Source organism: Nocardia macrotermitis (assembly GCF_009604405.1).
In the GTDB taxonomy this organism is placed as follows: Bacteria; Actinomycetota; Actinomycetes; order Mycobacteriales; family Mycobacteriaceae; genus Nocardia; species Nocardia macrotermitis.
Window position 1 is genome coordinate 811,432 of the sequence record NZ_WEGK01000001.1, and the last position, 26,701, is coordinate 838,132.

The 26,701-nt window shown below is 68.2% G+C and carries 19 protein-coding genes; 5 read left to right on the forward strand and 14 right to left on the reverse strand.

Annotation, left to right across the window (positions count from 1 at the left end; all coding sequences use genetic code 11):
• Positions 1-18 precede the first annotated feature (18 nt).
• The 7 genes from eccCb to NRB20_RS03520 all read right to left on the reverse strand — a co-directional run bounded on the left by eccCb (position 19) and on the right by NRB20_RS03520 (position 11,129).
• Positions 19-4,401 (reverse strand): type VII secretion protein EccCb, encoded by a 4,383-nt coding sequence (eccCb, locus tag NRB20_RS03490; protein WP_153407645.1) that lies wholly within the window; start codon positions 4,399-4,401, stop codon positions 19-21.
• Positions 4,394-4,762 carry a hypothetical protein gene (locus NRB20_RS03495; RefSeq protein ID WP_153407646.1) on the reverse strand — a complete coding sequence of 123 codons (369 nt, stop codon included), beginning with the start codon at positions 4,760-4,762 and terminating at the stop codon, positions 4,394-4,396. Before NRB20_RS03495 ends, eccCb begins: the two co-directional genes overlap by 8 nt.
• Before the next feature lie 100 nt (positions 4,763-4,862).
• Positions 4,863-8,348, reverse strand: a complete 3,486-nt coding sequence (locus NRB20_RS03500; RefSeq protein ID WP_153407647.1) for an indolepyruvate ferredoxin oxidoreductase family protein — start codon at positions 8,346-8,348, stop codon at positions 4,863-4,865.
• Between the two features lie 234 nt (positions 8,349-8,582).
• Positions 8,583-9,080: a gamma-glutamylcyclotransferase family protein gene (locus tag NRB20_RS03505; protein ID WP_153407648.1), complete on the reverse strand. Its 498-nt coding sequence runs from the start codon at positions 9,078-9,080 to the stop codon at positions 8,583-8,585.
• Complete coding sequence (locus NRB20_RS03510) at positions 9,077-9,271, reverse strand: hypothetical protein (protein WP_153407649.1); 195 nt, start codon at positions 9,269-9,271, stop codon at positions 9,077-9,079. The genes NRB20_RS03505 and NRB20_RS03510 overlap by 4 nt, the downstream gene beginning before the upstream one ends.
• A gap of 58 nt (positions 9,272-9,329) precedes the next feature.
• Complete coding sequence (locus NRB20_RS03515; RefSeq protein WP_319944402.1) at positions 9,330-10,148, reverse strand: MBL fold metallo-hydrolase; 819 nt, start codon at positions 10,146-10,148, stop codon at positions 9,330-9,332.
• A 72-nt stretch (positions 10,149-10,220) separates the two neighbouring features.
• The gene (locus NRB20_RS03520) at positions 10,221-11,129 is read right to left on the reverse strand and encodes a hydrogen peroxide-inducible genes activator (RefSeq protein WP_319944403.1); all 909 of its coding nucleotides are present in this window, start codon (positions 11,127-11,129) and stop codon (positions 10,221-10,223) included.
• Positions 11,130-11,247: 118 nt separating this feature from the next.
• Between NRB20_RS03520 and NRB20_RS03525 the strand changes: the two genes are divergently transcribed.
• Together NRB20_RS03525 and NRB20_RS03530 are read left to right on the forward strand one after the other, a co-directional pair.
• Positions 11,248-11,835 carry a peroxiredoxin gene (locus NRB20_RS03525; RefSeq protein WP_153407650.1) on the forward strand — a complete coding sequence of 196 codons (588 nt, stop codon included), beginning with the start codon at positions 11,248-11,250 and terminating at the stop codon, positions 11,833-11,835.
• A gap of 23 nt (positions 11,836-11,858) precedes the next feature.
• Positions 11,859-12,398, forward strand: a complete 540-nt coding sequence (locus tag NRB20_RS03530) for an alkyl hydroperoxide reductase (protein WP_319944404.1) — start codon at positions 11,859-11,861, stop codon at positions 12,396-12,398.
• Positions 12,399-12,484: 86 nt separating this feature from the next.
• Here the strand turns inward: NRB20_RS03530 and NRB20_RS03535 are convergent, their stop codons facing one another.
• The 3 genes from NRB20_RS03535 to NRB20_RS03545 form a co-directional block, all read right to left on the reverse strand.
• Positions 12,485-13,966: an FAD-dependent monooxygenase gene (locus NRB20_RS03535; protein ID WP_319944405.1), complete on the reverse strand. Its 1,482-nt coding sequence runs from the start codon at positions 13,964-13,966 to the stop codon at positions 12,485-12,487.
• 171 nt (positions 13,967-14,137) lie between these two features.
• On the reverse strand, positions 14,138-14,746 hold the full coding sequence (locus NRB20_RS03540) for a DUF5134 domain-containing protein (protein ID WP_194289703.1): 609 nt from the start codon (positions 14,744-14,746) through the stop codon (positions 14,138-14,140).
• Between the two features lie 100 nt (positions 14,747-14,846).
• Positions 14,847-16,070: an aminotransferase family protein gene (locus tag NRB20_RS03545; RefSeq protein ID WP_153407653.1), complete on the reverse strand. Its 1,224-nt coding sequence runs from the start codon at positions 16,068-16,070 to the stop codon at positions 14,847-14,849.
• 186 nt (positions 16,071-16,256) lie between these two features.
• On the opposite strand from NRB20_RS03545, the gene hrpA reads away from it, so the two are divergent.
• Positions 16,257-21,416 (forward strand): ATP-dependent RNA helicase HrpA, encoded by a 5,160-nt coding sequence (hrpA, locus tag NRB20_RS03555; RefSeq protein ID WP_227833120.1) that lies wholly within the window; start codon positions 16,257-16,259, stop codon positions 21,414-21,416.
• An 89-nt stretch (positions 21,417-21,505) separates the two neighbouring features.
• Positions 21,506-22,048, forward strand: coding sequence for a hypothetical protein (locus NRB20_RS03560; protein ID WP_319944406.1), 543 nt, complete (start codon positions 21,506-21,508; stop codon positions 22,046-22,048).
• A 151-nt stretch (positions 22,049-22,199) separates the two neighbouring features.
• On the opposite strand, the gene nrdR is transcribed toward NRB20_RS03560, so the two are convergent.
• Together nrdR and NRB20_RS03570 are read right to left on the reverse strand one after the other, a co-directional pair.
• Positions 22,200-22,691: a transcriptional regulator NrdR gene (nrdR, locus tag NRB20_RS03565; protein ID WP_153407654.1), complete on the reverse strand. Its 492-nt coding sequence runs from the start codon at positions 22,689-22,691 to the stop codon at positions 22,200-22,202.
• Positions 22,692-22,817: 126 nt separating this feature from the next.
• The gene (locus tag NRB20_RS03570) at positions 22,818-23,315 is read right to left on the reverse strand and encodes a LysM peptidoglycan-binding domain-containing protein (protein ID WP_153407655.1); all 498 of its coding nucleotides are present in this window, start codon (positions 23,313-23,315) and stop codon (positions 22,818-22,820) included.
• Positions 23,316-23,662: 347 nt separating this feature from the next.
• Between NRB20_RS03570 and lexA the strand changes: the two genes are divergently transcribed.
• Positions 23,663-24,412: a transcriptional repressor LexA gene (gene lexA, locus NRB20_RS03575; RefSeq protein ID WP_319944407.1), complete on the forward strand. Its 750-nt coding sequence runs from the start codon at positions 23,663-23,665 to the stop codon at positions 24,410-24,412.
• 77 nt (positions 24,413-24,489) lie between these two features.
• Here lexA and NRB20_RS03580 read toward each other — a convergent pair whose 3' ends face one another.
• Positions 24,490-25,482, reverse strand: coding sequence for a cytochrome c oxidase assembly protein (locus NRB20_RS03580; RefSeq protein ID WP_153407863.1), 993 nt, complete (start codon positions 25,480-25,482; stop codon positions 24,490-24,492).
• Between the two features lie 168 nt (positions 25,483-25,650).
• Positions 25,651-26,640, reverse strand: coding sequence for a cation diffusion facilitator family transporter (locus NRB20_RS03585; protein ID WP_153407656.1), 990 nt, complete (start codon positions 26,638-26,640; stop codon positions 25,651-25,653).
• Positions 26,641-26,701 lie beyond the last annotated feature (61 nt).

The following is a 26,701-nucleotide window of genomic DNA, read 5'->3' on the forward strand; positions in this document are numbered from 1 at the left end:
CCGTTCCGCCGCAGCCGGTTACACCAGCGGCGGGGTCCAGGCGGTCTGGACGAGTTCGACCCTCCTGCGGTCGACGAGGGTGCCGCGCCCGGCGGGCATGGGCGCGGGCCTGACCGTGCCGAGCAGCGCGCCCTCGTTACGGTCGCCGCTCAGGAGCAGTCCGGTCGAGCCGAGATCCTTCAGCATGCCGAGCACCGGGTCGTACAGGGCACGGGAGGCGCCCCCGGTGTGCCGGGCGACGATCAGGTGCAAGCCGATGTCACGTCCGTGCGGCAACAGCTCCCGGATGATCGTCATCGGGTTGTTCGAGCCCGCGACGAGTTCGTAGTCGTCGACGATCAGATACAGTTCCGGGCCGGTCCACCACGAACGCTCACGCAGTTGCTGCGGCGTGACTCCGTCTGCGGGAAGACGCTTTTCGAGGACGGAGACCAGTTCGCCCAGCAACTCGGCGAGGCTCGGCACACTCGCCGCGTAGTTGGCCAGATGTCCGGACTGCACCTGTGCGAGCAGGGTGCGCCTCGGGTCCACCAGCACGATCTTCGCCTGATCGGGCGTGTTCGACGCGCAGATGCCGCGTATCAGCAGTCGCAGCAGATTCGTCTTACCCGATTCGGCGTCACCGAAGATCATCATGTGCGGGGTGGCGGCGAAGTCGATCCGGACGGGGGCCAGATCGGATTCGTCGACACCGATCGGGAAGCTCAGGCGATCCGTGCCCGGATCGACCTGCCCGGCCCGGTCCACGGCCCGGAGCAATTCCTCGTGGGTCACCCACGAGGGCAGCATGCGCACCTCGGGGGCACGCAGATCTCCCGAGCGAGCGCTGATGACCAGGACCGCGTCGGCGATACCCTCGGCCATTCCCACCGAATCAGCGCTGCTGCCGAGGCGAGGTAGCGCGATGAGCATGTGCAACCCGTCCGGTGTCAGTCCCCGACCGGGCGAACCTTCCGGCACCACGAGTGCCTGGCGGCGTCCCAGGCTCGAATCGGCCGGGTCGCCGAGCCGGAGTTCGACGCGGGAACCCAGCAGATCCCGCAGCGCGGGCCGCAACGCCGACCAGCGGCTCGCCGCCAGCACGATGTGCACGCCGAGCGCCAATCCGCGCGCGGCTATCCCGTTGAGGGCGAGTTCGAGCTCTTCGTAGTCCTGACGGACGGCCTCGTACCCGTCGATCACCAGGAACACATCGCCGAATCGATCGGCCCCGAGCGGGTCGGTGGCCCGGCGCTCCGGGGTCACATCCACCAATTTCGCCTTGTGCCTGCGGAATTCCGCCATCGAGAGGTCGAGTTGCCCGAAGAGTTCTTCCCGACGCTGGATCAATTCCGTCAGTTCGGCAATAGTGCGGCGCACCCGGTCGGTATCGAGACGGCCCGCCACCGAGCCGACGTGCGGCAGCCCGGACAGCGCGGCGAGTTCACCGCCGCCGAAGTCCAGACAGTAGAACTGCACCTGATCGGGGGTGTGCGCGAACGCCAGGGCCAGGATCAGCGTGCGCAACGCGGTCGTCTTACCGCTCTGCGGGCCGCCGATGACGGCCACATTGCCCTGTGCGCCAGCCAGATCCAGTTGAAACGGCGTCCGGGTGTGCAGTCGCGGGGCATCGACGATGCCGATGGCGGCGGGACGCAGGCCGGGCTGACGCTGTAGCGCGACGGGCATCGGCTCGGGAAGCGGTCGCGTCAGATTGCCGAGGGTCGGCGACGTGTCCAGCGGCGGCAGCCAGATCCGGTGCACCGGTGGGCCTTCGGTGGCGACCATGGCATGCACGAGCGATATGCCCAGCGGCAGATCGACCGGCTCGATCACACCGGCCGTGCGATCGGACGGCTCCGCGCGGGAACTGGACGCGGCGACGAATCGGAGCGGTTCACCCGAATCCGTCTTCAGATATCCACTCCCCGGGATGCTCGGCAGGTGATACGCGAGCGGTGTGTCCAGCACGGCCCGTGATTCGTTGAGCGAGTACGTCTTCAGAGCGACGCGGTAGGACAGATGGGCGTCCAGTCCGCGCAGCGTGGTTTCGTCCAGTCGCTGGCTGGCGAGCAACAGATGGATGCCGAGCGAACGACCCATGCGGCCGATCGCGGTCAGCACGTCGATGAACTCCGGTGCCTGGGAGAGCAACTCGCTGAACTCGTCGATGATCACGAACAGCTCGGGCAGCGGGTCCAGCGACGTCCCCGCGACACGTTCCTGTTCGTACTGCCGGATCGAGGTGACGTTTCCGGCTGCGCGAAACAGTTCCTGACGTCGATTCAGCTCACCCGCGAGCGCGTCCCCCAGACGTTGCACGAGCGTAAGGTCCGCCGACAGGTCACCGATGTATCCGGCGAGATGCGGCAGTCCGGCGAAATCACCGAACGTCCCGCCGCCCTTGTACTCGATCAGCAGGAAGCTCGCCTGTTCGGGCGAATGTTCCAGCGCGAGTCCGAGCACGATCGTCCGCAGCAGTTCCGATTTGCCCGAACCTGTTGCGCCGACGAGCAATCCGTGCGGCCCCATCCCCCCGTCGGCGGCATACTTGAAATCCAGTAGTACCGGCCGACCGTCACCGTCGATCCCGATGGGAATTCGCAACCGGTCGGGTCCGGTCTTGGGCTGCCACCGACGGCCGAGTTCCGGATTCGCGGGGTCGGCGATCCGGTACAGCGCCGCGAAGTCATTGAGGCGCGACTCCACACCGAGCGCGGGGACGCGGCCGACCGCGACACCGTGCGGGATGACAGTCACGCTGACACCCTGACGCGCGAGGGCGACGCGGGTGACCAGATCCGCGGCACCGTCGGTCATCTCGGGTAGTGCCGCGGCCGCGTCGGGCAGATCCCGGATATCGGGCAGCGCGATCCGGAAGGGCTGGCGCGCCGCCAACGCCCAGCCGGGGCCGTCCGGCAGGCGCAGCGCGCGATCGCGATCCACGTGGGATTCCTCCGGACGCTGCAACCGCAGTTCGATATGCGAGGAGATCGGGCCCGCCAGCCAATCCGGCACATCCCGCCAGTCCCGGACGGTCGCGACGACGTGCACCGCGTACTCGGGCCCGGTACCGGCGATCTGCTTGAGCGTCTGGCCGATGTGCGACAGCAGGTCCGCGAATTCGTCCCAGGGGTCCAGCAGCAGGAACAGGTCCGGCACCGGATTCGGCAGCGTCGCGCGGACCGAGCGCAGGCTGGTGGGCGAGTCGATGGACTGCTCCCGATACAGGATCTTGCGCGCGCGGATCTCCCCGACGATCTCCTCGAGCAGCGCGGCGACCTGGTCCGGCTCGTCGTCGCCCACCACGCGGGCGATATGCGGCAGGGCGCGCAGCGATCCCACCCGGTTGCTCGACTCGAGCGCCATGATCCGCACCTCGTCGGGGGTGTGGGTCAGGACGAGGGAGCCGATGAGGGTGCGCAGCAGCGTGCTCTTACCGCTCCCGGCGCGTCCGACGATCAGCAGGTTGCGATCGTCCCGGGAGAAATCGAGCCAGACGGTCTCGCCCGCGCCGCCGTCGGGCTGGCGCTGCTGCCCGATGGGAACGGTCAATCTGCCGGTGCCCCACCAGTTCTCCGCGCGCAGGCCGTAGTCGGGGGTGTGTTCGAGCCGCCCCAGCAGAGTGCCCAGCGCCACCCGGTCGCCGCCGTCCACCGCGACGGGCAGTCGGCGACGGGTGCGGGCGATGTGCACCTCCTCCTGCAGCACCCCGTAATGACTGGGTGTCTGGCGGCTGGTCCGGCCGCGTACCTCCGCGCTGACGTAACTCCACAAACTGTGCGTATTGATCACGCCGGTGCCGTTGTCGGCCAGACCGGTCGCGATGCCCTTGACGACCGCGGAGGTGAATACCGACAGCGGCGCGGACCGCTCCGCGCCACCGTCCCCGGCGACCTGCACGGCCGTGGCGGCGGTCAGCACGCAGATGCCCTCGCCCGCGGCCAGTTCGTGCCCTACGTCGTCGACCGTGGGCTGGGACTTGATGACGTCGCCGCCCAGGAATGCCCCGCTGTAACAGCAGTCCAGCAGAATGATCTTCGCCGCGGCCGGGGATTCCCGGATGAGTTCCTTGATGAACGTGGCCGACACCGCGGAACTGCTGATCAGCTGGGTGTCGGTATTGCTCGTCGCCAGATACAGATTGTGGCGGGTGCGGATGCCGTGGCCGGAGAAGTAGAACAGCACCACGTCCTCGGGCTCGGCCCCGCGGAACAGTCGCTCGATACCGCGTTCGATCTCGGCCTTGGACTCGTTGACGAGGATCTCCGCCGGGGCGAAGGCGCCGATCTCCGGATCGCGCAACAACTCTCGCAGCTGGTTGGCATCCGAGACCGGCGCGTGCAGTCGGGGGATGCCCGGTGAGTGGAAGGTGTCGTTCGCGACGAACAGCGCCAGTCTGCGACCGGTCGGGCTAGTCATCGTGCAGGACGTCGCCCAATCGGTCGATCAGCTTCTCGACCTGGGCGTCGGAGGGGCGCTTGATCTCCACCCTCCGCTCACCGTCGCTGATCGTGATCGACTCCGCGCGGGTGCGGTCCAGGAATCGGACCACCACGTCCCGGATCAGCCACGCGACGGTGCCGAGCGCGCCGCCCGACACCGCCAACTGCCCGATCTCCAACGCCACACCGGATTTCGTCCCCGCCTGCCCGGGCGCGGCGACCGTGCCGACGGCTAGCCCGCGGATCTCGCGCAGATCATCGGCCAGTTCCCCCGCGAGCTGATCCAGTTCCTCCGCGTCGCCGCGAGATGTCGCGACGCTGAACACCACTGCCGCCATCAGTGCCCTCCCTTGTCCACCGCGTACGCGGTACCCGCACACTGTATCCCGCGTGCTCCGGACCGGCACCGACAACGATCGGGCCGGTCCGATTCACCGGTTACGGCAGCACCGGCGGCGCAATGTCCAACTCCCGCAGCCGATCACGATAGGTCTCCACATTGGCGAGTTTGATCTGCTCGTAGCCGCGGATCACATCCGGTAGGGCCGCGGCCGCGACGGCGCGGTCGTAGTCGTGGGACAGGGTTCCGGTCAGGGTGTCGATCATCTCGGTGTAGTGCGCGAGCAGGGCGCGTTCGACGCGCCGCACGTGCGTGTGGCCGAAGGGGTCGAATGCGGTGCCGCGCAGGCGTTTTCCCTTGGCCAGCAGAAGCAGGGCGAGGTGACCGCGCGGACCCAGGCCGATCTTCTCGTCCCGGCCCAGGGCGCGCAGCAGCGGCGGATGCAGACGATAGGTCAGGTTCGCGCCGTCGGGCACGGTGGCGGCGACCTCGGACAGGAACGCCGGATCGGTCAGGCGACGGGCGACCTCGTATTCGTCCTTGTAGGCTGTGAGTTTGTACAGCCCGCGCGCCACCTGCTCGCTGAATTCGGTGCGGTCGGTGGCCCTTCGCTCGGATTCCCACACCCGCTGCACGAAGGTGACGTACTCGCGGGCGATACGGATGCCCCCGAAACCGACGAGTTCGCCCGCCCGCCGCTCGACCAGACGTCGGGTCTCACCGGTCGCGCTCAGACCTGCCAGCAGTTCGGCCGGAGCCTCGGGTGCGGTCCGCGTGCCGGATCGTGGTGTGGTCGCGGCGGCGAATTCCTCCGGACGCGCCACTGCCGCACGCCCCCAGCGGAAGGCCGCGATATTGGCGGCGACCGCGACGCCGTTGATCTCGATGGCCTCCTCGATCGCCGCGGCGGGCAGCCGCAATCCGCCCACCTGATATGCCGCGCCGACCAGCAGGAAGTTGGCCGCGGTGGCATTGCCGAACAGCGTCTGGGCGGCGGCCAGGGCGTCGAACGAGGTCACCGCGCGCGACACCCCGGACAACCGGGCCAGCAGCTCATCGGTCGCCGGATATTCGACCGCCGCGTCGTACACCATCGCACCGGTGGGTGTCGGGCTGGTCGAGGCCACCGAGATCGTCCGATCCGCCGACCCGTAGGCAAGATTCTTCGGATCGGCGACCGCGAGCAGATCGAAGGCCAGCACGCAGTCCGCCGAACCGGGGGTGAGCCGGTTGGCGGGTTCGAGCGCGGTCGCGGCGAAACGCATGTGGGACACCACCGGACCGGCCTTCTGACTCATCCCGATCTGGTCCAGGCCCGCGACCTGATATCCGGCGCGCATGGCGGCGGTGGCCAGGACCTGGTTGACGGTCACGATGCCGGTGCCGCCGATTCCGGCCAGGAAGACGTTCTGCGTGGCGCCCGACGATTCCACACCGACATCGGGCAGCACGGGCGGTTCGGGACGAACCTGCTTGCGACGCTTGGCCTTCGGCGTCGATCCCCGGCCCGGTTCGGGCATCTCCACCGTGACGAACGACGGGCAATCCCCCTTCAGGCAGCTGTAATCGGTATTGCAGGAGGTCTGATCGATCCGGGTCTTGCGACCGAATTCGGTCTGCACCGGTTGCACCGACAGGCAGTTGCTCTGCACGCCACAGTCGCCGCAGCCCTCGCAGACCGCCTCGTTGATCACCACGCGCGTGCGCCGCACCGGCAGTGCGCCGCGCTTACGCTTGCGACGCGCGTCCGCGGCACAGTGCTGGTCGTAGATCAGCACCGTGACGCCGGGGATCTCGCGCAGCATGCGCTGGGCCTCGTCCAGCCGATCCCGGTGCCACAGCAGGGTTCCCGGCGCGAGGTCGCGTTTGCGGTACTTACCCGGTTCGTCGGCGCAGATGACGATCTGCCGCACGCCCTCGTCGGTGAGTTTGTGCGTCAGACGCGGAACCGCAAGCGCCCCTTCGGCATCCTGCGCGCCGGTCATCGCGACGACATCGTTGTAGAGCAGCTTGTAGGTGATGTTCACCCCGGCGGCGATACACGCCTGCACGGCCAACTGTCCCGAGTGGAAATACGTTCCGTCACCGATGTTCTGGAACAGATGCGGCACATCGGTGAACGGGGCCTGCCCGATCCACTGCGCGCCCTCCCCGCCCATCTGGGTCAGCCCGACCACCTTGCTGTCGGTGCGATCGGACATGGTCACCAGCGTGTGACAACCGATGCCACCACCGGCCAGCGAGCCCTCGGGGACCGCGGTCGAGCGGTTGTGCGGACAACCGCTACAGAAGTAGGCGGCGCGTTTGGCCGGCAGCACCGACAGGGACAGCGGTTGCGGGAGTGGACGTTTCAACTCCAGATGTCCGTCCAGCGCGCGGCGCAGGGGTCCGAGGATCCGTCCGGCGGTGAGTTCGCCGTCGGACGGGAACAGCGGCCGGGCCCCGGCATCGCGTTTGCCGAGAATCTGCGGGGAACCCGGTGCACCGTACAGGATCTCGCGAATCTGTGTCTCGACGAAGGCGGTCTTGTCCTCCACCACGATCACCCGGGACAGTCCCGCGGCGAATTCGCGGACCCTTTCGGGGGCAAGGGGATACGGCATTCCGATGCGCAGCAGCCGCACACCCGCGCGACGCAGGGCCGCGTCGTCCACGCCGAGATCGGTCAGGGCCTGGCGCATCGCGTCGTAGGCGGTTCCCGTTGCCGCGATACCGATTTCGGCGTGCTCCGGATTCACCTCGATGACGTCCAGGTTGTTGAGCGTGCTGTAGGCCAGCACGGTCGCCCAGCGCGGACCGTGCAGCTCCGCCTCGCCGAGCAGGCTGTCCGCGGGCGCGCCCATCGGCCGCCGCCGGTAGGTGAACGGCGCACCCTCCCAGGAGATTTCGGGGACCACGATATCGATGTCGCCGATCGTCGCGGGCACCGTCCACGCGCCGTCGGCCACGTCGGCGACGATCTTCAACGCCACCGGACACCCCGAGGCCCGCGACAGCGCCACGCCGTGCAGGCCCATGGTGACGATCTCACCGGCGTTGCGCGGGAACAGCACCGGAATGTTCATCGCGGCCAGCGACCGTTCCGAGGCCGCGGGCACGGTCGAGGATTTGGCCGCCGGATCGTCCCCGACGAGTAGCAGTACCCCGCCCCGGGAATTGACGCCGTACACGGTGGCGTGCCGCAGCGCGTCGGTCGCGCGATCGAGTCCGGGGCCTTTTCCGTACCACACTCCGACGACTCCGTCGTGCGTGGAATTCCCGGCGGGCAGATCGGCCTGCGAACCCCAGACCGAGGTGGCCGCGAGTTCTTCGTTCACGCCCGGAACGAAATGAATATCGTGCTCGGACAATACTTCGGGCATATCGCCCAGTAACCGATCCACCCCGCCCAGTGGCGAACCCTGATAACCGGAAACGAAAGTGCCCACCCGTGCGCCCGCGCGCAGATCCCGGACGTGTTGTTCCACCAACTGTCGCGCGATCGCCTGCACTCCGGTCAGGACGACGGTTCCCGCACCGACCCGATAACGGTCGGCCAGGTCGTACGGTGCTGGGATCAGTGCGCGATCGGCGAGCTCGGTCATCAGTTCCACCCGTCCGGCCGACACCGATCCGATGCGGCCTAGATTGAGCATTCGACGCCGCCATACTGTCCCCGTAGCGCGGAATGAACAACCTTCGCATCCGAAATTGAGCATTGTGCACAGTTATCACCACTTCGGCTGCGCATCGATTATGCAGCGTGCGACCTCCCCGCACCCGCCGTCAGCGCATCGGGAAATCAACCACGGGAGGGGTTTTCATCCGATGAATCGCCCTCAGCGAATACGGCGGTCGAAATCCGCCCGCCACCGCGCGCACAGCGTGGTGTAACCGTGCAGATGATCCACGGCGAATTCCTCGGGACGCCAATCCTGCTCGGCGACGACATCGGACCACACATAGGTCGGCACCGGGTCCTCCCGGCCGATCACGCGGACCGTGCGCAATTCGTATTGCTCGTCCTCGAACGCGTCGATGATCTCCCAATCCTCGACGGTGAGTCCCTGCAACACCAGACCGGAGGCCATCCGGCCGGGTTCGGCGACCAGACCCGGATAGGCACGTTTCGGTAACGCCGCCACCCGCCGGTCGCGAACCACACCGAGTTCGGCCTCGGGCACCCGGCCGAGCAATTCCGCGAGCACCGGGCCGAATTGCAGGACGCCATAGGCGAACAGCGTGTCCGACTGCGCCGCCAGCGAACTCAACCTGCTCGCGGGCGCGGCGGTATCGCGGCCCGGCCCCGGTGGGCCGCCCGCGACGTCTCCGGTCACGCGAGTCCGCGTTCGACCCGCCCGTCGGGCAGAACGCGGTAGGCGAGGCGGATTCGGGTGCCGCCGGTGAGTTCGCCAGTTATTTGCGGTGCCGGAGTTTCGAGCGCGGCCAACGCCGCGACGATTCGCGCGATCTGATCTGGGCGCGCGACCGGCACATCGGAATCGAGCTGGGGCGCATTACGTGTCATGTACCCATGGTGCCTCATCGGCGCTCCGGAAACATGATATTGGGGGTGGTGAACTGACTCACGCTCCGGATTCGCCACCGCGCCAGCGCGCGGGCCGCACCGTCGAGGACGACAGGCGGGTGAACGCTTCGCCGTCATGAGCACTGAAAATGGTGATATCGGCGCCGTGTGCGCGATTGAGTTCCAACAGCCGACGACGGTTGTCGCGGTAGGGCATTCCCGCCACCGCGGCCAGCTCGTACAGCCGCCACAGCAGCGGCGTATGTGGTTGTGCCGGATCGATTTCGCTGCCGACACCGAACGAATCACCCGCGTGCAACAGCCAGCCGCGGCCGGTGTCGACCGCGACGCCGACATGTCCGCGGGTGTGACCGTGCAACGGCACCACCAGAATTTCCGGCGGCACCCCGGGGAGATCGCGCACCGCGCGGAAGCCGAACCATTCCTCGCCGCCGTCGATTTCGTTCACCATCCAGCGCGGCCCGTGCGCCCACTGCTGCGCCCGGTACCGGGTCCGCTCGGAGAACGTCCGGCGCGCGGTCGCGGCCCGGAACTCCGGACCGTGGATGTGCACGGTCGCCTCCGGGAAATCCGAGAGTCCGCCCGCGTGATCGAAATCCAGGTGGGTGAGCACGATGTGCCGCACATCGGCGGGGTCGTATCCCAGGCCCTGGATCTGCCGGACGGCCGTTTCGTGTTCGGCGAGTTCGGCGCCGATGACGAAACGACTCGGGCCCACCATCGTGCCCGGATCACGCACGCAACCGAGACCGAATCCGGTGTCCACCAGAACCAGTCCGGCCCGGGTCTCGATGAGCAGACAGTGATCGACGACGCCCAGTGCCATGCTGCCGCAGTTGAGATGATGAATCCGCACGCCGAGAGCGTTCCAGACGCTCCCCTGCCGGTCAATCGGATCGGCCCGCGGCGCCCGGCATCGACGGGATTGTCACACCGGCCGCTGGGTGCGAATCACTTCGGCGAGATGTTCGTAATCCTCGGTGCGCGCGGTCGAACCGCGGAACACCAGCCCGAGCGTGCGCCCCGGGGCCGGAGCGGCGAATCGGGCGACCTGCAATGGGCCACGGGCGGTTTCGGCCGCCACGGCCATCTCCGGGATCAGCGTGACGCCCAAACCGCCTGCGACACACTGCACGACCGTCGAGAGCGAGGCGGCGCGGGTATCGCCGACCGGACCCGGGCGCACGTCCTTGGCCCGGCACAGATCCAGGGTCTGGTCCCGTAGACAGTGCCCCTCGTCCAGTAGCAGCAGCGGCAGGTCGTCCAGCGCCGAGGGCGAAAGTCCGGTGCGACCGGACAATTCGTGCCCCTCGGGCAGGACGAGCACGAATTCCTCACTGTAGAGCGGAATTTCGAGCATGCCGCCGGTATCGGACGGCAACGCGAGCAGCGCGACGTCCAGGACGCCGCTGCGCAGCCCGTCGAGCAGGCGCGCGGTCTGATCCTCGATGACGTGCGGCACCATCGCCGGGAACCGGCGGCGCAACTCCGGCAGCACGGCCGGCAGCACATACGGCGCAACCGTCGGAATGATGCCCAATCGCAGCGTACCGCCGAGGCCGTCGCCGACCGCCGAGGCGATGAACCGGTCGGCTGCCTCGAGCGTCGCCATCGCTTGCGGCAGCAGGCGTTTGCCCGCCGCGGTCACCAGCACCCGGCGCGTGCTGCGTTCGATCAGTTGCAGTTTCAGGCCGTTTTCCAGCGATGCGAGCGACTGCGATAACGTGGGCTGGCTCACGCTCAATCGCGCAGCCGCCGTACCGAAGTGGCGATACTCGGCGATCGCCACGAACGCACGCAGCTGTGACAGGGTGGGCTGATAAGTCTGATCAGTCACGCCTATCAGTATAGTGCGACTGATCACGTTTACCTTTAGCCGTGCTGCGGGCAAGATCACAGCGAACGCACTTCCGCACGGCAATCCCGACAACGAAGCAACTGAGGAGACACCCAGCATGGCTCTGCTGACCATCGGCGACCAGTTCCCCGCCTACAACCTCACCGCAGTGATCGGCGGTGACCTGTCCAAGGTCGACGCGAAGCAGCCCGATGATTACTTCACCCAGGTCAGCAGCGACGACCACGCCGGTAAGTGGCGCGTGGTGTTCTTCTGGCCCAAGGACTTCACCTTCGTGTGCCCCACCGAGATCGCCGCGTTCGGCAAGCTGAACGAGGAGTTCGCCGACCGTGACGCCCAGGTGCTCGGCGCCTCGGTCGACAACGAGTTCGTGCACTTCCAGTGGCGCGCCCAGCACGAGGATCTCAAGACCCTCCCCTTCCCGATGCTCTCGGACCTCAAGCGTGAACTCGCCACTGCCACCGGCGTTCTCAACGCCGACGGCGTCGCGGACCGCGCGACCTTCATCGTCGACCCGAACAACGAGGTGCAGTTCGTCTCGGTCACCGCGGGTTCGGTCGGCCGCAACGTCGACGAGGTGCTGCGCGTGCTGGACGCCCTGCAGTCCGACGAGCTGTGCGCCTGCAACTGGAAGAAGGGCGACCCGACCATCGACGCCGGTGAACTGCTGGCCGCCAGCGTCTGATCGATTCGAAGGAGTTACCGGCTGTGACCGTCGAGAACCTGAAGAACTCGCTCCCCGAGTACGCCAAGGACCTCAAGCTCAACCTGTCGTCCATCGCGCGGTCGACCGTGCTCAGCGAACAGCAGCTGTGGGGCACGCTGCTCGCTTCGGCGGCCGCCACCCGCTCGGCGGTCACGCTGCGCGAGATCGCCGACGAGGCCGCCGACACGCTGTCGGCGGAGGCGTACAACGCCGCCCTCGGGGCCGCCTCGATCATGGGCATGAACAACGTGTTCTACCGGGGTAAGGCGTTCCTGGAGGGCCGGTACGACGATCTGCGCGCCGGGCTGCGGATGAACATCATCGGCAATCCGGGTGTGGACAAGGCCGATTTCGAGCTGTGGTCGTTCGCGGTCTCCTCGATCAACGGCTGCCAGCACTGCCTGGAGGCGCACGAGAACACCCTGCGCGAGGCCGGTGTCTCGCGTGAGGTGATCTTCGAGGCGTTGCGCGCGGCGGCGATCGTCGCGGGCGTCGGGCAGGCCGTGCAGTCGACCCAGGCGCTCGAATCCGCCGGGGTCTGATTTCGCGGGTTTACCAGCGCCGCAGGATATCTCGCGATGGCCGTGTACTCGTTTCGAGTACACGGCCATCGGGCTTTTCCGGGGGGTCAGGGCACCGCGAGCAGGTCCAGCGATGCGTCCAGGGAGATGCCGCCGCGACCGGAGCGCCAGGCCAGATGTGCGTCGGGGCGGATGAGATACCGCTCGCGGACATCGGTTGCGAGAGTGTGGATTTCCGTGCCCAGACGTGAAAACGCCGGTGGGCGAGTGTGATCCGGGCCGAGTAGCACCCAGCGGCCCGCGAGTTGCCGGTACAGCATGGTGGTACTGCCGTCCGGCAGAACGCATTTCAGGTCCGGCACCCGATCGCCCGGACGGATGCCGGGCATCTCGCCGCGCCGGGCCGCGCGCAGCAGGTCGAGCCGGTTCGCCGGGGCCAGCGGTCCGCCTCGGTAGGAAACACCGAGTTGGCTTGCGGCGGCGAGTAATCGGCGCTGCGCGATCGGGCGGCGCATGACCGGCAGCACGATGCGGTCCCGCAGCAGCCGGGTCGCGAAGGTGCTGCCGAGCAGGATCGTGGTGGTGAGGGTGGTGCTGCCCAGGACCTCGGCGGCAATCGGACGACGTTCTGCCGCATAGGTATCCACGAGTGTCTCGCCCGCGATGCCACGTTCGATCAGGACCAGTTTCCAGGCCAGGTTCTCCGCGTCGCCTATGCCGGTGTTCAGGCCCTGGCCGCCGAACGGGCTGTGGATGTGCGCGGCGTCGCCCGCCAGCACGATGCGGCCCCGGCGGTAGTGCTCGGCGAGCCGACGCTGAATGCGGAAGGTGGACAACCATTCCGGCTCACCCAGCTCCGCCCGGATACCCGTGCGCGACGTGAGCAGTCCGGAGAGTTGGTCCAGGGCGTCGTCGGCCTCGGACGAGGTGGTGGCGATGAACCGCCACAGATCGTCACCGGGCAGCGGGAAGACCGCCATCAGGCCGTCGCGATGCGGCCACAGATGGGTGCCGGAGCGGTCCAGCGGGAGATCTGCGTGCACGTCGGCTAGCAGGAAACGTTCGATCAGCGGGACGCCGGGGAAATCGATGTTCGCGAGTTTGCGCACCGCGCTGTGCGCACCGTCGCAGCCCACCAGCCAGTCGGCCCGAACCGGCTGTGCGACGCCGTCGAGAGTCACCTCCACGCCACCGGAACACTGCGTCGCGTCGGTGACCGCGGTACCCCATTCCACCGTGCCGCCCAGGTCGGCGAGCCTGCGCCGCAGCGTCGCCTCCACCTCCGCCTGCGAGACGAGCAGGATCGGATAGCGCCCCCGCACGACCGCCTCGCCGACCCGCACCCGCAACAGGTCCCGATCCCCCGCGTGCATGCTCATGCTCATCGACCGGATGCCGCGCTCGGGCAGATCGCCCAGTGCGTCGAGCCGATCCAGCACCTCCGCCCCGCGCGGCTGCACGCCCAGCGCACGGGAGGTGACCGCGGGACCGTCGGCGGCATCGACCAGGCGGACCGGCACGTCGCGCCGGAGCAGGCCACACGCCAGCGCGAGCCCGGTCGGACCGGCACCGGCGATCAGAACCGTCACGACCGCACCTCCGCTGGTCCTCGCACGATATCTCCTCTCCGCGAACGGCTTTCAGGGTCCGGTACCGGTCGATCGGATGCGGACCGATCGTCGGCCGGTGACGAGCGGTCCATCGGCAACGTGCGCCCGAAATTCCCCGGGCCGAATCATGATCCGCCCCGACGAGGATATTCAGCGCAACGCCGCGGCGACGAGCATGTACGCGGTACCGACATTCATCACCACGTGTGGGATCACCGCGGCCGGGGTCATCGTATGGCCGATCGCGTGGCGCAGCAGCGCTTTCGGGCCCGGGACGAACATCAGAACGGCGTCGAGGACGAACAGCGCGGCGAAGACGAGCATCGGGACGGACGATCCGGTGTGCGGGCGGTCCGTGGTCATGCTCATCGCGTGCCCGGACATCGCCCACAGCATCGCCGCGGCCGCCACCAGGTGGTAGCCGATCGAGGTGGCATGTGCGGGCGGACAGTCGCCGTTGTACCAGGTCCACACTCGTTCGAGCAGGACCGCCGCATACACCACCAGCATCGCGATGAGCACGCCGCGCAGCGCATCCGGTGCGGCGGCCATCGGGAACAGCAGCATCGCGAACATCACCAGGCACATCAGCAGATGGGCGGCATCGGACGCGTGATCGGCCACCGGCCCCACGGTGCGATCGGCCCCGCCGCGATGCGCGAAGACCGGGAGCCTGCCCGCGACCAGAATCGCCGCCACGACGAAACCCGCCACGATTCCCCAGCGCAGCACCGTGTATTCCGCCACGAAACCGCCCACACCCCACCGCCTTTCCGCGACGCGAGCACGCCTTTTCCATGCTCGCATCCCGCGCCGGGTATGGGCACCCTTTCCTTCGGGTGCGGGGTGTGGTAGCGGCTCAGCCCAGGGCTCGTCCGAAGGCCGCCGCCATGTCGGCGACCTGCTGTTCGGTGATGACGAAGGACGGCGAGATCTGCAATGCGCCCTGACCCGCCGCCCGCCCGGAAACGCCCTGGGCGCGAAGGGCTTTCACCATCGCGGGCCCATCGGCCGGATCGGCCATCTGCACCGCGGCGACCGCGCCCAGGCCGCTGCGCACCTCGGCGACCCGGGGATGCGCGGCCAGCGGCGAGAAGTGTTCGTGCAGCAGCGATTCCAGATTCTTGCTGGCGTCGATCAGATTCTCGCGCTCGAGAATGTCGAGGTTGGCCATGGCCGCCGCGGCCGCGCCGGCGTGACCGCCGTAGGTGTAGCCGTGCCGGAACCAGACGTCGCCGGCGAAGAACGGCTCGGCGACCCGGGGCGCGGCGAACACCGCGCCCATCGGGAGGTAACCCGAGGTCAGCCCCTTGGCCGTGGTCATCAGATCGGGGTCGAGCCCGAAACGGGTGGAGGCGAACCAGGATCCGCCGATGCGGCCGAACCCGGTGACGACCTCGTCGGCGACGAACAGGATGTCGTTGTCCCGGCAGATCTGCCGCACCTCGGCCAGATAACCCTCCGGCGGCAGATACACCCCGCCCGCGCCGATGATCGGCTCGCAGAAGAAGGCCGCGATGCGGCCCGCGCCGACCTCCTCTACGAGTGCGGTCAGTGACTTCGCGTCGTCCCACTCGACGGTCCGGGCGTCGGGGACCAGTTCGCCGTAACCCGCGCGGTTCGGTGCGATACCCCCCAGAGCCGTTCCGGCGTAATGCATTCCGTGATAGGCCAGGCGGCGGCCGACGATCAGGGTCTTGTCGGGCCTGCCCGTCTCGTGCCAATAGCGGCGGGCCAGTTTGGCGGCGGTGTCGACCGAATCGGAGCCGCCGGAGGTGAACAGGATCTTGCTGCCGGGGACCGGGGCCAGCTCGGCCAGCCGTTCGGCCAACTGCTGGGTGACCGGGGCGGTGAGATCGCCGAAGTTGGAGTAGTGCGCCAGGGTCGAGAGCTGCGCGGCGACCGCGTCGGCGATCTCGCGACGGCCGTGACCGACGTTGGTGAACCAGAGCCCGGCCGTGGCATCGAGGTAGCGGGTACCGGCCGCATCCCAGACGTACGCCCCCTCACCGCGCGCCACCACGAAGGCGCCGTCACGTTCGACCGCGCCCATATCGGCGAATCCGTGCCACAGCGATCCCATATCCGGCTCCTCTCGCCGACCCGCCGGGCGTCCTCGGCCGCCGCCCACGCGAGGCCAGACTACCCGCGGGTACCGACACCGTCGCGAGCAGTGCGAACGCCACCGAGCATGATCATCACCCCGAGCGGCCGCACCGAATAACCGGTGGCGGACCGGGGCGGTCGATTCGCTAGGCTGGGGGACGCAATGACCAGGACCGCCGCCACATCACGCGAGCTCCGCACCCGCCTGGCCGAACTTTCGATCCGCGACGAACACCGGTTACGGCGACGGCTCGACAAGGCCCGTGGCGGAGACCTCGCCGAGATCGAGAACGAGATCACCGCCGCCGAGGGCCGCATCGCCGCCCGCCGCGCCGCCGTTCCGCACATCAGCTACCCCGAACAGCTCCCCGTTTCCGCGCGCCGGGAGGATATCGCCGCGGCGATCGCGGCCAATCAGGTCGTCGTCATCGCCGGTGAGACCGGTTCGGGCAAGACCACCCAGATCCCGAAGATCTGCCTGGAACTGGGTCGCGGCATCCGCGGCACCATCGGCCACACCCAGCCGCGCCGCCTGGCCGCCCGCACCGTCGCCGAACGCATCGCGCAGGAACTCGGCACCGAACTCGGCGACGTGGTCGGCTACACGGTCCGCTTCACCGATCAGGCCAGCGACCGCACCCTGGTCAAGCTCATGACCGACGGCATCCTGCTCGCCGAGATCCAGCGCGACCGCATGCTGCGCCGCTACGACACGATCATCATCGACGAGGCCCACGAACGCAGCCTCAACATCGATTTCCTGCTCGGCTACCTGAAACAACTCCTCCCCGAACGCCCCGACCTCAAGGTCATCATCACCTCGGCCACCATCGATCCGGAGTTGTTCGCCCGGCATTTCGGCACGCCGGAGTCCGCGAAACGTCGGCCGATCCCTGGTGCCACAGTTCAGCGGGCGGATTCGAGCACGAGCGACTCAGCGAATGTCGCGCAGTCGCAACCCGGACAGAACGAAATCGGCACTGCGAGTGGCGAACTCACAGGTCGTCACGAATCGCGGACCCGCCGGGGCGAATTGGCCGCTGGCGCACCGAGCGGTACCGATCCTCTGGACAGCGCCACAGCGGACGCCGCTCGCACCGTCCATTCGGATTCCGATTCCAGCGGCAATGCCATCACGAGCGTGGACGGCACCCGGACGACTGCCGCATCGGCCCCGCGAACCGACGCTCGCTCGGGCTCCGGTTCGACTGGGCCGGAAGTGGATTCGAACCGGGACGATGCTGGGATCCCGGCGGGGGTATCGGTCGGACGCAAGAGCGCGGATCCGGCTGGGGCACCGTCGGATTCGGGGCAGGCGCTGGTGGCGGCGCCGATCGTGGAGGTGTCCGGGCGGTCGTTTCCGGTGGAGGTGCGGTATCGGCCGCTGTCGCTGGAGGTTTCGGTCACCTCGGAGGATCCCGACGACGAGGACACCGAGATCGTGGATCGCGATCCGACCGACGCGATCGGTGACGCGGTGCGCGAACTGCTCGCCGAGGGCGACGGGGACATTCTGGTGTTCCTGTCCGGGGAACGTGAAATCCGTGACGCGGCAGACACTTTGCGGGATATGCGATTGCCGCGGACCGAGGTGCTGCCGCTGTACGCGCGACTGTCGGCGGCCGAACAGCATCGGGTGTTCGAACCGCACACCGGGCGACGGGTGGTGCTGGCGACCAATGTCGCGGAGACCTCGCTGACCGTGCCGGGGATCCGCTACGTCATCGATCCGGGCACCGCGCGGATCTCGCGATATTCGTTGCGTACCAAGGTGCAACGGCTGCCGATCGAACCGATCTCGCAGGCTTCCGCGCGGCAGCGGTCGGGCCGGTGCGGTCGTGTGGCGGACGGTATCGCGATCCGCCTGTACTCCGAGGACGATTTCGACGCGCGTCCGCAATTCACCGAACCGGAGATCCTGCGCACCAATCTGGCCGCGGTCATTCTCCAGATGACCGCGCTGGGCCTGGGCGATATCGAGAGTTTCCCGTTCGTCGAACCACCCGACGGCCGGGCGATCCGCGACGGCATCGCGCTGCTGGAGGAACTCGGCGCGCTGACCCGCCGCGACGACCGCGACCGCGCGGACGCGGCGTCCGATACGGCCCTGGCGCTGACCCCGATCGGCCGCGAGATGGCGCAGATCCCGGTGGATCCGCGCATGGCACGCATGCTGGTGGAGGCCCAGCGTGGCGGCTGTCTGGCCGAGGTGCTCGTCATCGTGGCCGCCCTGTCCATCCAGGACGTGCGCGAACGTCCCGTCGAACATCAGCAGGCCGCCGACACCCAGCACGCCCGCTTCACCGTCGATGGCTCGGACTTCCTGTCCTACCTGCGCCTCTGGGACTACCTGCGGGAAGAGCGAAAAGCCCGCTCGTCCAACCAGTTCCGCCGCATGTGCCGCGACGAGTTCCTGCACTACCTGCGCATCCGCGAATGGCAGGACCTGCACGGCCAACTCCGCACCATCACCCGCGGCCTCGGCTGGCACCCGGACGCCGAGCGGTCGAACACCGAATCCGGCGACACCGCAACGGTATCCGACGCCCGAGCGGTCGAGCACCGGAACGCAGGTTCCGAACCCGGTCGAAAAGCCAGCCCCGACAACGCATCCGAACGCAGCGCGACCGCCAACGGCCGTGGCCGGGCAAATCAGCCCAGCGATCGCGGAGGAACCACCGAAAACCGCGAGCGACGTTCCGACGGTACGACATCGGGCGACGGAGCACAGAGTTCGGCAGGTGCCGGGCGTCGCGGCCGCGCACGAAACGGTGACGAATCAGGAAGAGACGGAACCACCGAAAACAGCGAACGGCATTCCAGCGGTACAACATCAGGCGACTCGGCACAGAGTTCGGCAGGTGCCGGGCGTCGTGGCCGCGCACGAAACGGTGACGAATCAGGAAGAGACGGAACCACCGAAAACAGCAAACGGCATTCCAGCGGTACAACATCAGGCGACTCGGCACAGAGTTCGGCAGGTGCCGGGCGTCGCGGCCGCGCACGAAACGGTGACGAATCAGGAAGAGACGGAACCACCGAAAACAGCAAACGGCATTCCAGCGGTACAACATCAGGCGACTCGGCACCGGGTACGGCCGGTTCCGGACGTCGCGGCCGCGCACGGAACAGTGACGAATCAGGAAGAGGCACAACCGAATCCGGGCGGCGGCAGCGTGGGACGCAGCGCGTCGACGCGGCCGAGGTGACGGCGGTTGCGGCGGCACCGAATTCGGATGGGTTGCCGTGGGATGTGACGTCGATTCACCAGGCGCTGTTGGCCGGGATGCTGTCGCATATCGGGGTGCGGGAGGCGGAGACGCGGGAGTTCCTCGGGGCACGCAATGCCAAGTTCATGATCTTCCCGGGGTCGTCGCTGGCGAAGAAACCGCCGCGGTGGGTGATGGCGGCCGAGTTGGTGGAGACCTCGCGGTTGTGGGGGCGGACGGCCGCGCGGATCGAACCGGAGTGGGCCGAGCGGCTGGCCGATGATCTGGTCAAACGCACGTATTCCGAACCGCACTGGTCCGCGAAACGGGGTGCGGCCGCGGCGTACGAGCGGGTGACGCTGTACGGGATTCCGCTGGTCGTGCAGCGGCGGGTGGATTTCGGTCGGATCGATCCCGAACTCTCGCGCGAGCTTTTCCTCCGACACGCGCTGGTACAGGGCGAATGGCAGACCCGGCACGAATTCTTCACGCGCAATCGCGAATTGCTGGAGGACGTCGCCGATCTGGAGCATCGGGCGCGGCGTCGCGACATCCTCGTCGACGATCAGGTGCTGTTCGACTTCTACGACGAGCGGATTCCCGCCGATATCGTCTCGGTACGGCATTTCGACAGCTGGTGGCGCAAGGCGCAGCGCACGGATCCGAATCTGCTGGACTTCACCGCCTCGACCGTGGTGAACGACGATGCGGCCGTGCTGGATCCGGCCGCGTACCCGGACAGCTGGCGACAGGGTGAGCTGAGTTTCCCGCTCACCTACCAGTTCGAACCCGGACAGGCCGATGACGGCGTGACCGCGCACATCCCCGTCGCGCAACTGGCGCACGTGCGGGCCGTCGGCTTCGACTGGCTGGTGCCGGGCATGCGCGAAGAGCTCGCGGCGGCGTGGATCAAGACGCTGCCGAAACATCTGCGCCGCAGCGTGGTTCCCGCACCCGACTTCGCCCGCGCGGCGCTGTCGCAGCTGACCCCGCGCGCCGAACCGCTGCGCACCGGACTGGCCCGGGAACTGTCCCGGCTCGGATCGCTGACCGTCCGGCCCACCGATCTGAACCCCGCGGCTCTCCCGGACCACCTGCGGATGACCTTCGCCGCGACCTCCCCCGACGGGAAGATCGTGGATCGCGACAAGGACCTGGCCGCGCTGAAAACCCGTCTGGCCGACCAGGTTTCGAAGTCCGTCGCCCGCGCGACCGCCGCCGCCGAACGCCCCGCCGCCACCGTGTGGACCTCCGAGTCGCTGGGCGCGCTGCCGCCGACGGTGCGCCGGGAGGTCGGCGGGCAGACCATCACCGGCTATCCGGCGCTGGTCTCCGAGGGCGCCGGCGTCGCGGTGCGGGTGCTGGCCTCGCCCGCGGCACAGGCCGCTGCCATGCGCACCGGCACCCGGGCGCTGCTGCTGAATCAGCTGCCCGCCTCGGCCCGCGCGGCCACGGCCGGGCTCTCCCCCACCGATCGTCTTGCGCTGAGCCAGAATCCGTCAGGTTCGCTCGAGGCACTGATCGAGGATTGCCGGGCCTGTGCGGCGGACGAACTGATCGCCGCGAACGGCGGTCCGGTCCGGGGACCCGAGGAGTTCACGGCGCTGGTCGAGCGGATCCGCCCGCAGTTCGGCACCGCCGTGGCCCGCATCGTGCGGCTGGTGGTCCCGGTCCTCACCCAGGCCCACCACGTGCGCAGCGCCCTGGCGAGCACCTCCGATCGCGAGATCGCCGAGGATGTCCGCCAGCAACTCGACGATCTCGTCTTCGCCGGGTTCGTCACCGAATTCGGCAGCACTCGCCTGCGCGAGGTGCCCCGCTACCTCCAGGCCGCGGCCGCGCGCCTGGAAGCGCTGCCCGCCTCGGCCAATCGCGACCGCCAGGGCATGACCGAACTCGACCGCGTCCACGCCGCCTATCAGCGCCTGCTCGAATCCCTCCCCGAGGCGCGCCGCACCGGCCGCGACGTCACCGAGATCTGGTGGATGATCGAGGAACTCCGGGTCAGCCTCTTCGCCCAACAACTCGGCACCCCGTACCCGGTGTCCGCCAAGCGAATAGAACGAACCATCACCGCCGTCCGCACCACCCCGCCAACCCGCCCCGCCCGCTGATCCGCCGCTTCGAGCACGCGCAGTCGCATCACCCGACCACGCGCGACACCGTCCTCCGAAGGCGCACACGAGCACGCTAGGCTCCAGCGGTGGCTACCGATGCGAGCCTGCGAATTCTGCGGCTGCGAGCGTTGATCGACCATCCGCGGACCGGTATCGCGGAACGTGATGCGGCGCAGCGGATACTCGATCGGATCCTGGCCAAGGGCGCGTCGGTCCGGACCGGTGACCGCAGCTACGGAATGCGGCACAACCGCCCGGGCAGGCATGCCGATCTCGACGTGATCGCCGAGATGATCCGCGACGACATCACGGTGACACGGGCACCCGTCCCGGAATTCGCCGGACCGGGGGAACTGTCCGGCCACGATCCGATCCGTGACGCACCCGCAGCGATCACGTTCGAGGTCACCAGCCCGCACGACGGCAGTGTCGTAGTCACTCTCGGCAACGTGCCACGGACCTGGGGCTGGGACGACACCGACGGTATCGAGGCCGCGAGTCCGTCGATGCGCGAGTTGGCCGCGGCCCTGGCCGACCTGATGAACAGCTACAACAGGAACGGCACCGATATCGGCAGGCGGTTCTTCGCCACCGTGCGCGTCGACGGCGGCGAAACTCTCGCGTGGTAGTCGATCAGGACTCTGGCGTAGTAGTCGATCGAACTGACCCGCGATGTGCTCACCTCGGCCACGCACACCCAGGTCGAAACCGCTTGCATCGCACCGCTACTCATGCCGGATGGGCACCTGGGCAGCAGCGGTCGACCCGCGGGAACGAACCTCAGTCCTTACCTGCGGGAACCGGTTGTCCGTCGAGGGCCTGTTCGGCCCGGCGGCGGCGTAGGTCGGCGATCTCCTGCTCGAAATCGTCGGCGGAACTGAAGGATCGGTAGACCGAGGCGAAACGTAGGTAGGCCACCTCGTCGAGATCGCGCAGCGGGCCCAGGATGGCCAGGCCGACCTCGTGGCTGGGCACCTCGGGAGATCCCGTGGCGCGCACCGCATCCTCGACCTTCTGGGCGAGCAGGTTGAGCGCGTCGTCGTCGACCTCGCGGCCCTGGCAGGCGCGCCGGACGCCGCGAATCACCTTCTCCCGGCTGAACGGCTCGGTGACACCACTGCGCTTGACCACCGATAGGATGGCGTTCTCCACCGTGGTGAACCGCCGCCCACATTGCGGGCAGGCACGACGACGCCTGATGGCGGTGCCTTCCTCCGCCTCACGCGAGTCGACGACCCGGGAGTCCGGGTGCCGACAGTATGGGCAATGCATCCGAGTTCCTTCGTCGATGCCTGCAAGCGTCCATAGCCATGCTGTATCTCCACAGCATTGTCGAGGATACCTGTCGGGCTGCCAGGAACGGGATGCGGCGTCGACGCCACCACCGTCCACGACGCGTTACCGCCCGGATGTGGGCACGATCAGCGTCCCGCCCGCGGCGACCTGTGCGTCCTGGAGCGCGTTGAGCCGCACGATCCGATCGACCGTCTGCGCCACCGGAACTCCGGGTGCGACCCGCGCGGCGACCTCGGCCAGCGGCTCCCCCTCGCGCACCTGCACGACCGTGGTGGTCGGAGCGGGAACCGCGCCCGCGCGCAGCTGGGCGACCCCGAGCAGACCGCCCACCGCCAACGCGCTGAGCAGCGCGGCCACCGCCAATGTCGCGAAACCGATCCGCGCCTGCTCGACCCGATCCTGCGGATGCGGCGTCTCGGCGAACCGGACCCGCGGGCGGTCGTACCGCATGACGCCCGAGGGCGGTCGCGCCGCGCGCGGACGCCCGGCGCGGGTACTCCGGCGGACCGGCGCGACCGCTCGCGGACGGTGGCCGGGCAGCGCGGCGTCGTACCCCGAATCTCTTGCGGTGACATCTGTTTCGCTGATCGTGGTGCGCATCGGACAGACCTCCGGGGGCGGTGTGCAGGATCGATTTCCGGTTTTCGATCATGCGTTCGAAGAACTGATGTTCGATTTCTACCACGCGACACCGACAAAGTCACGACCATCGGCGACATACGTCGAACAGATGTTTGAAACCTGGCCGAGACCGGACTACATTCGTGGCACGCGATCCGGCGCGGGCCGGTTGGAGCGGATCAGGCCGACACGATGGCTCAGCGTCGGCGCACGACCCGAGGAGGACGAAGCACACCCATGAACGGGAGGACCACGACCGTGAGTGAGCGCAGCGAGGCAATCGCGGACACCGCGCAGGCCCGATCGAGCAGCGGTGAGGTGCGGTCGTGAACGAGCGCAATGCCCAGCACCGCGACGCCCCGGCCGACCCCGCCGCCGGCGACGAGAGCGTCGAAACACCCGGCAATGGAACGGATCTCACCGCCCGGCAGCGCAAGGTACTCGAGGTCATCCGCTCCTCGGTCTCCGAGCGCGGTTATCCGCCGAGCATCCGCGAGATCGGTGACGCGGTCGGCCTCACCTCGACCTCCTCGGTGGCCCATCAGCTGCGCGCCCTCGAGCGCAAGGGCTATCTGCGCCGCGATCCGAACCGGCCGCGCGCGGTGGACGTGCGAGGGCTGGACGAGACCGCGATGCGCGCGGTCACCGGTGTGACCGCCCTGCACGCGGTGTCGAGCGACACCGAATCCGGCGATCAGCCGACCCCCACCTACGTCCCGGTGCTGGGCCGGATCGCCGCCGGTGGTCCGATCCTGGCCGAGCAGGCGGTCGAGGATGTGTTCCCCCTCCCCCGCGAGCTGGTCGGCGAGGGTTCGCTGTTCCTGTTGAAGGTCGTCGGTGAGTCGATGGTCGACGCGGCGATCTGCGACGGCGACTGGGTCGTCGTGCGTCAACAGAATGTCGCGGACAACGGCGATATCGTCGCGGCGATGATCGAGGGCGAGGCCACCGTCAAGACGTTCAAGCGCAGCGGTAAGGACGTCTGGCTGATGCCGCACAACCCGCATTTCGAGCCGATCCCGGGTAACGACGCGCAGATCCTGGGCAAGGTCGTCACGGTGATCCGCAAGATCTGAGATCCGGCATACGCGCCCGCCGTACCACCTCGGTGGTACGGCGGGTTCGTGTCTCGGCGCAGCGGTCCGGAGGGTTCTCAGCGCCCGAAGCGCTGCCGCAACTGCGGATCGTTCTCCCACCACAGCCCGCTCTGCACGGGCGCCGCCCCGGCTGCGACCGCGGCGTCAGCGATACCCGAACCATCAGAAGTATCCGAGGCTCGACTGAATTTCTGCCTGCGCGCGGGCGGCGCGGCGGCGTCCTCCGCATCGAGTTCGGCATCCACCTCCGCGGCCCTACGCCGTTCGTCCGAGGCCCACGCCCGCATCAAGGCCAGCAGATACGGCAGCCCCAGCACATCGCCGAGCACCCAGATGATGCCCGCGGCGACGGTCTGATCCATCCGCAGATCCGGCCCCCAGGTCCGCCCGACCTCGGTGTAGTAGTCCAGCGCGACCAGCGGCCCCCACCACAGCACGATGCCCAGGATGCCGTCGGCGAGTGATTCGAAGATCGTGATCAGCAGCGACAGTCCCTGCGAATAGCGGTGCGGCACCGGATCGGTCTGCAAGCGCGAGTAGAAGTACACGAATCCGATGAGCACCAGCACGACCCGGGTCATCGCGTCCGCCGCGCCGTGCCGCAGCACGATCTCGTACCAGGGACTCAGGAACAGCAGCCAGGGCACCGCGAGCATCGCCAGCGAGGGTGCCAGCGGAAAGGTCACCGCGCGGGCGATGGTCGAGGCCAGGATCCGGTCGAGCCGGGCCTGTCCGACCGGGCCGAGCGCCGCCCGCAGCACCGTGAACGGGCGTCCGCTGGCCAACCCGAACGGCACCACGTACAGCAGCAGCAGCGTCTGCAATGCCCGCACCCACATCAGCGTGTCGGAATACACGCCGACCAGGCTGATCCCGCTGAGCAACCAGATACCCAGGCCCATCAGTCCGAAGGCCGCCAGCCGCCCGCCCGGAATCACCGCGCCGCGGCGTTTCGCACGGGCGCGCACGGCCCAGTATCCGGCCCCGAGCGCGGCGGTCAGTACGACCGTCGAGGTGTCCCAGCGCCAGGATTCGAATGCGGACTGCATGGTCAGCGGCGTTTCGATCCATCCCACGGCAGCCAGTATGCTCCGGCGCGGATCGCCCGCTCGACGAGGGCGGCCGGGCCTCGCGCACCGGCGGCCGAGTATCGATGCCCGATCGCGAACCGGTCGAATGCGCTCGCGGTGCCACAGCGCACCGCGGCACCGAAAAGGTCAGTGACGCACTGCCTTCGGGCTCGAATGCGACTGTCCGTGGATCTCCGCGCACTCCGGTTCGGGCGGGGTGCCCAGCGCGATCAACTCCGGATGGGCGTGCTCGACCTGCAAGGTGGCGTGTGCGATGTGATGTTCGTGATCGAGCCAGTGCGCCAGATCCTCGCGCACCGCGTGACAATCCCGTCCGGCCTCGACGAGTACATGTGCGGACAGCGCCGGCGAACCCGAGGTTATCTCCCAGATGTGCAGATCGTGCACCTCGACCACGCCGTCGCGCGCGGCCATCGCCTGCCCGATCTCGGTCGGATCGAGGTCGTCCGGCGCGGCCTCGAGGAAGATCCGGCACGATGCGCGCACCAGGCCGAAACCGGCCCGCAGCATCAGCACGACGACCACCAGGGTCGCGATCGCGTCGGCGCGGACGAATCCGGTCAGCACGATGATCACACCGGCGATCGCGGTCGCGATGAAGGCGAACAGATCGGTCAGGATGTGCTGGTAGGCGCCCTCGACATTGAGGCTGGTCCGGTTGGCTCGCGAAATCATCCAGGTGGCAAGGAGATTCACCACGACACCGACCAGTGCCGTGCCGAGTACGAGGCCGCCGGTCACCTCCGGCGGATCGATCAGGCGGCGGATGGCCTCGTAGGCCAGCCACACCGACAGCAGTAGCAGCGTGATCCCGTTGGCCTGGGCCGAGAGGATCTCGACCCGTTTCCACCCGAAGGTCATCCGACCCGCGGCCGGGCGCGCGGCCAGCCGGATCGCCCAGAGTGCCAGCGCGATGGAGGCGGCGTCGGTGAGCATGTGCGCGGCATCGGACAGCAGCGCCAGCGAACCCGCGGCAATACCGACGAAGACCTCGGCGAGCATGAACACCGCGATCACCACCAGCGCCCCGGCGAGCCAGCGCCGATCGCTCTCGGAATTCGCGTGTACATGACTGTGCGCATGGTCGTGCGCATGCCCCGCGTGCGCAGCCGCCATCCCCGTCTCCTTCCGATGTGAACGATCTTCCTTCCGCCGATATTATGCACACATCGCTATG

Excerpts from the sequence above, each read along its gene's own strand:
- eccCb (WP_153407645.1), bottom strand. The coding sequence starts at position 4,401 with ATGACTAGCCCGACCGGTCGCAGACTGGCGCTGTTCGTCGCGAACGAC.
- NRB20_RS03495 (WP_153407646.1), bottom strand. The coding sequence starts at position 4,762 with ATGGCGGCAGTGGTGTTCAGCGTCGCGACATCTCGCGGCGACGCGGAG.
- NRB20_RS03500 (WP_153407647.1), bottom strand. The coding sequence starts at position 8,348 with ATGACCGAGCTCGCCGATCGCGCACTGATCCCAGCACCGTACGACCTG.
- NRB20_RS03510 (WP_153407649.1), bottom strand. The coding sequence starts at position 9,271 with ATGACACGTAATGCGCCCCAGCTCGATTCCGATGTGCCGGTCGCGCGC.
- NRB20_RS03525 (WP_153407650.1), top strand. The coding sequence starts at position 11,248 with ATGGCTCTGCTGACCATCGGCGACCAGTTCCCCGCCTACAACCTCACC.
- NRB20_RS03545 (WP_153407653.1), bottom strand. The coding sequence starts at position 16,070 with ATGGGATCGCTGTGGCACGGATTCGCCGATATGGGCGCGGTCGAACGT.
- hrpA (WP_227833120.1), top strand. The coding sequence starts at position 16,257 with ATGACCAGGACCGCCGCCACATCACGCGAGCTCCGCACCCGCCTGGCC.
- nrdR (WP_153407654.1), bottom strand. The coding sequence starts at position 22,691 with ATGCATTGCCCATACTGTCGGCACCCGGACTCCCGGGTCGTCGACTCG.
- NRB20_RS03570 (WP_153407655.1), bottom strand. The coding sequence starts at position 23,315 with ATGCGCACCACGATCAGCGAAACAGATGTCACCGCAAGAGATTCGGGG.
- NRB20_RS03580 (WP_153407863.1), bottom strand. The coding sequence starts at position 25,482 with ATGCAGTCCGCATTCGAATCCTGGCGCTGGGACACCTCGACGGTCGTA.
- NRB20_RS03585 (WP_153407656.1), bottom strand. The coding sequence starts at position 26,640 with ATGGCGGCTGCGCACGCGGGGCATGCGCACGACCATGCGCACAGTCAT.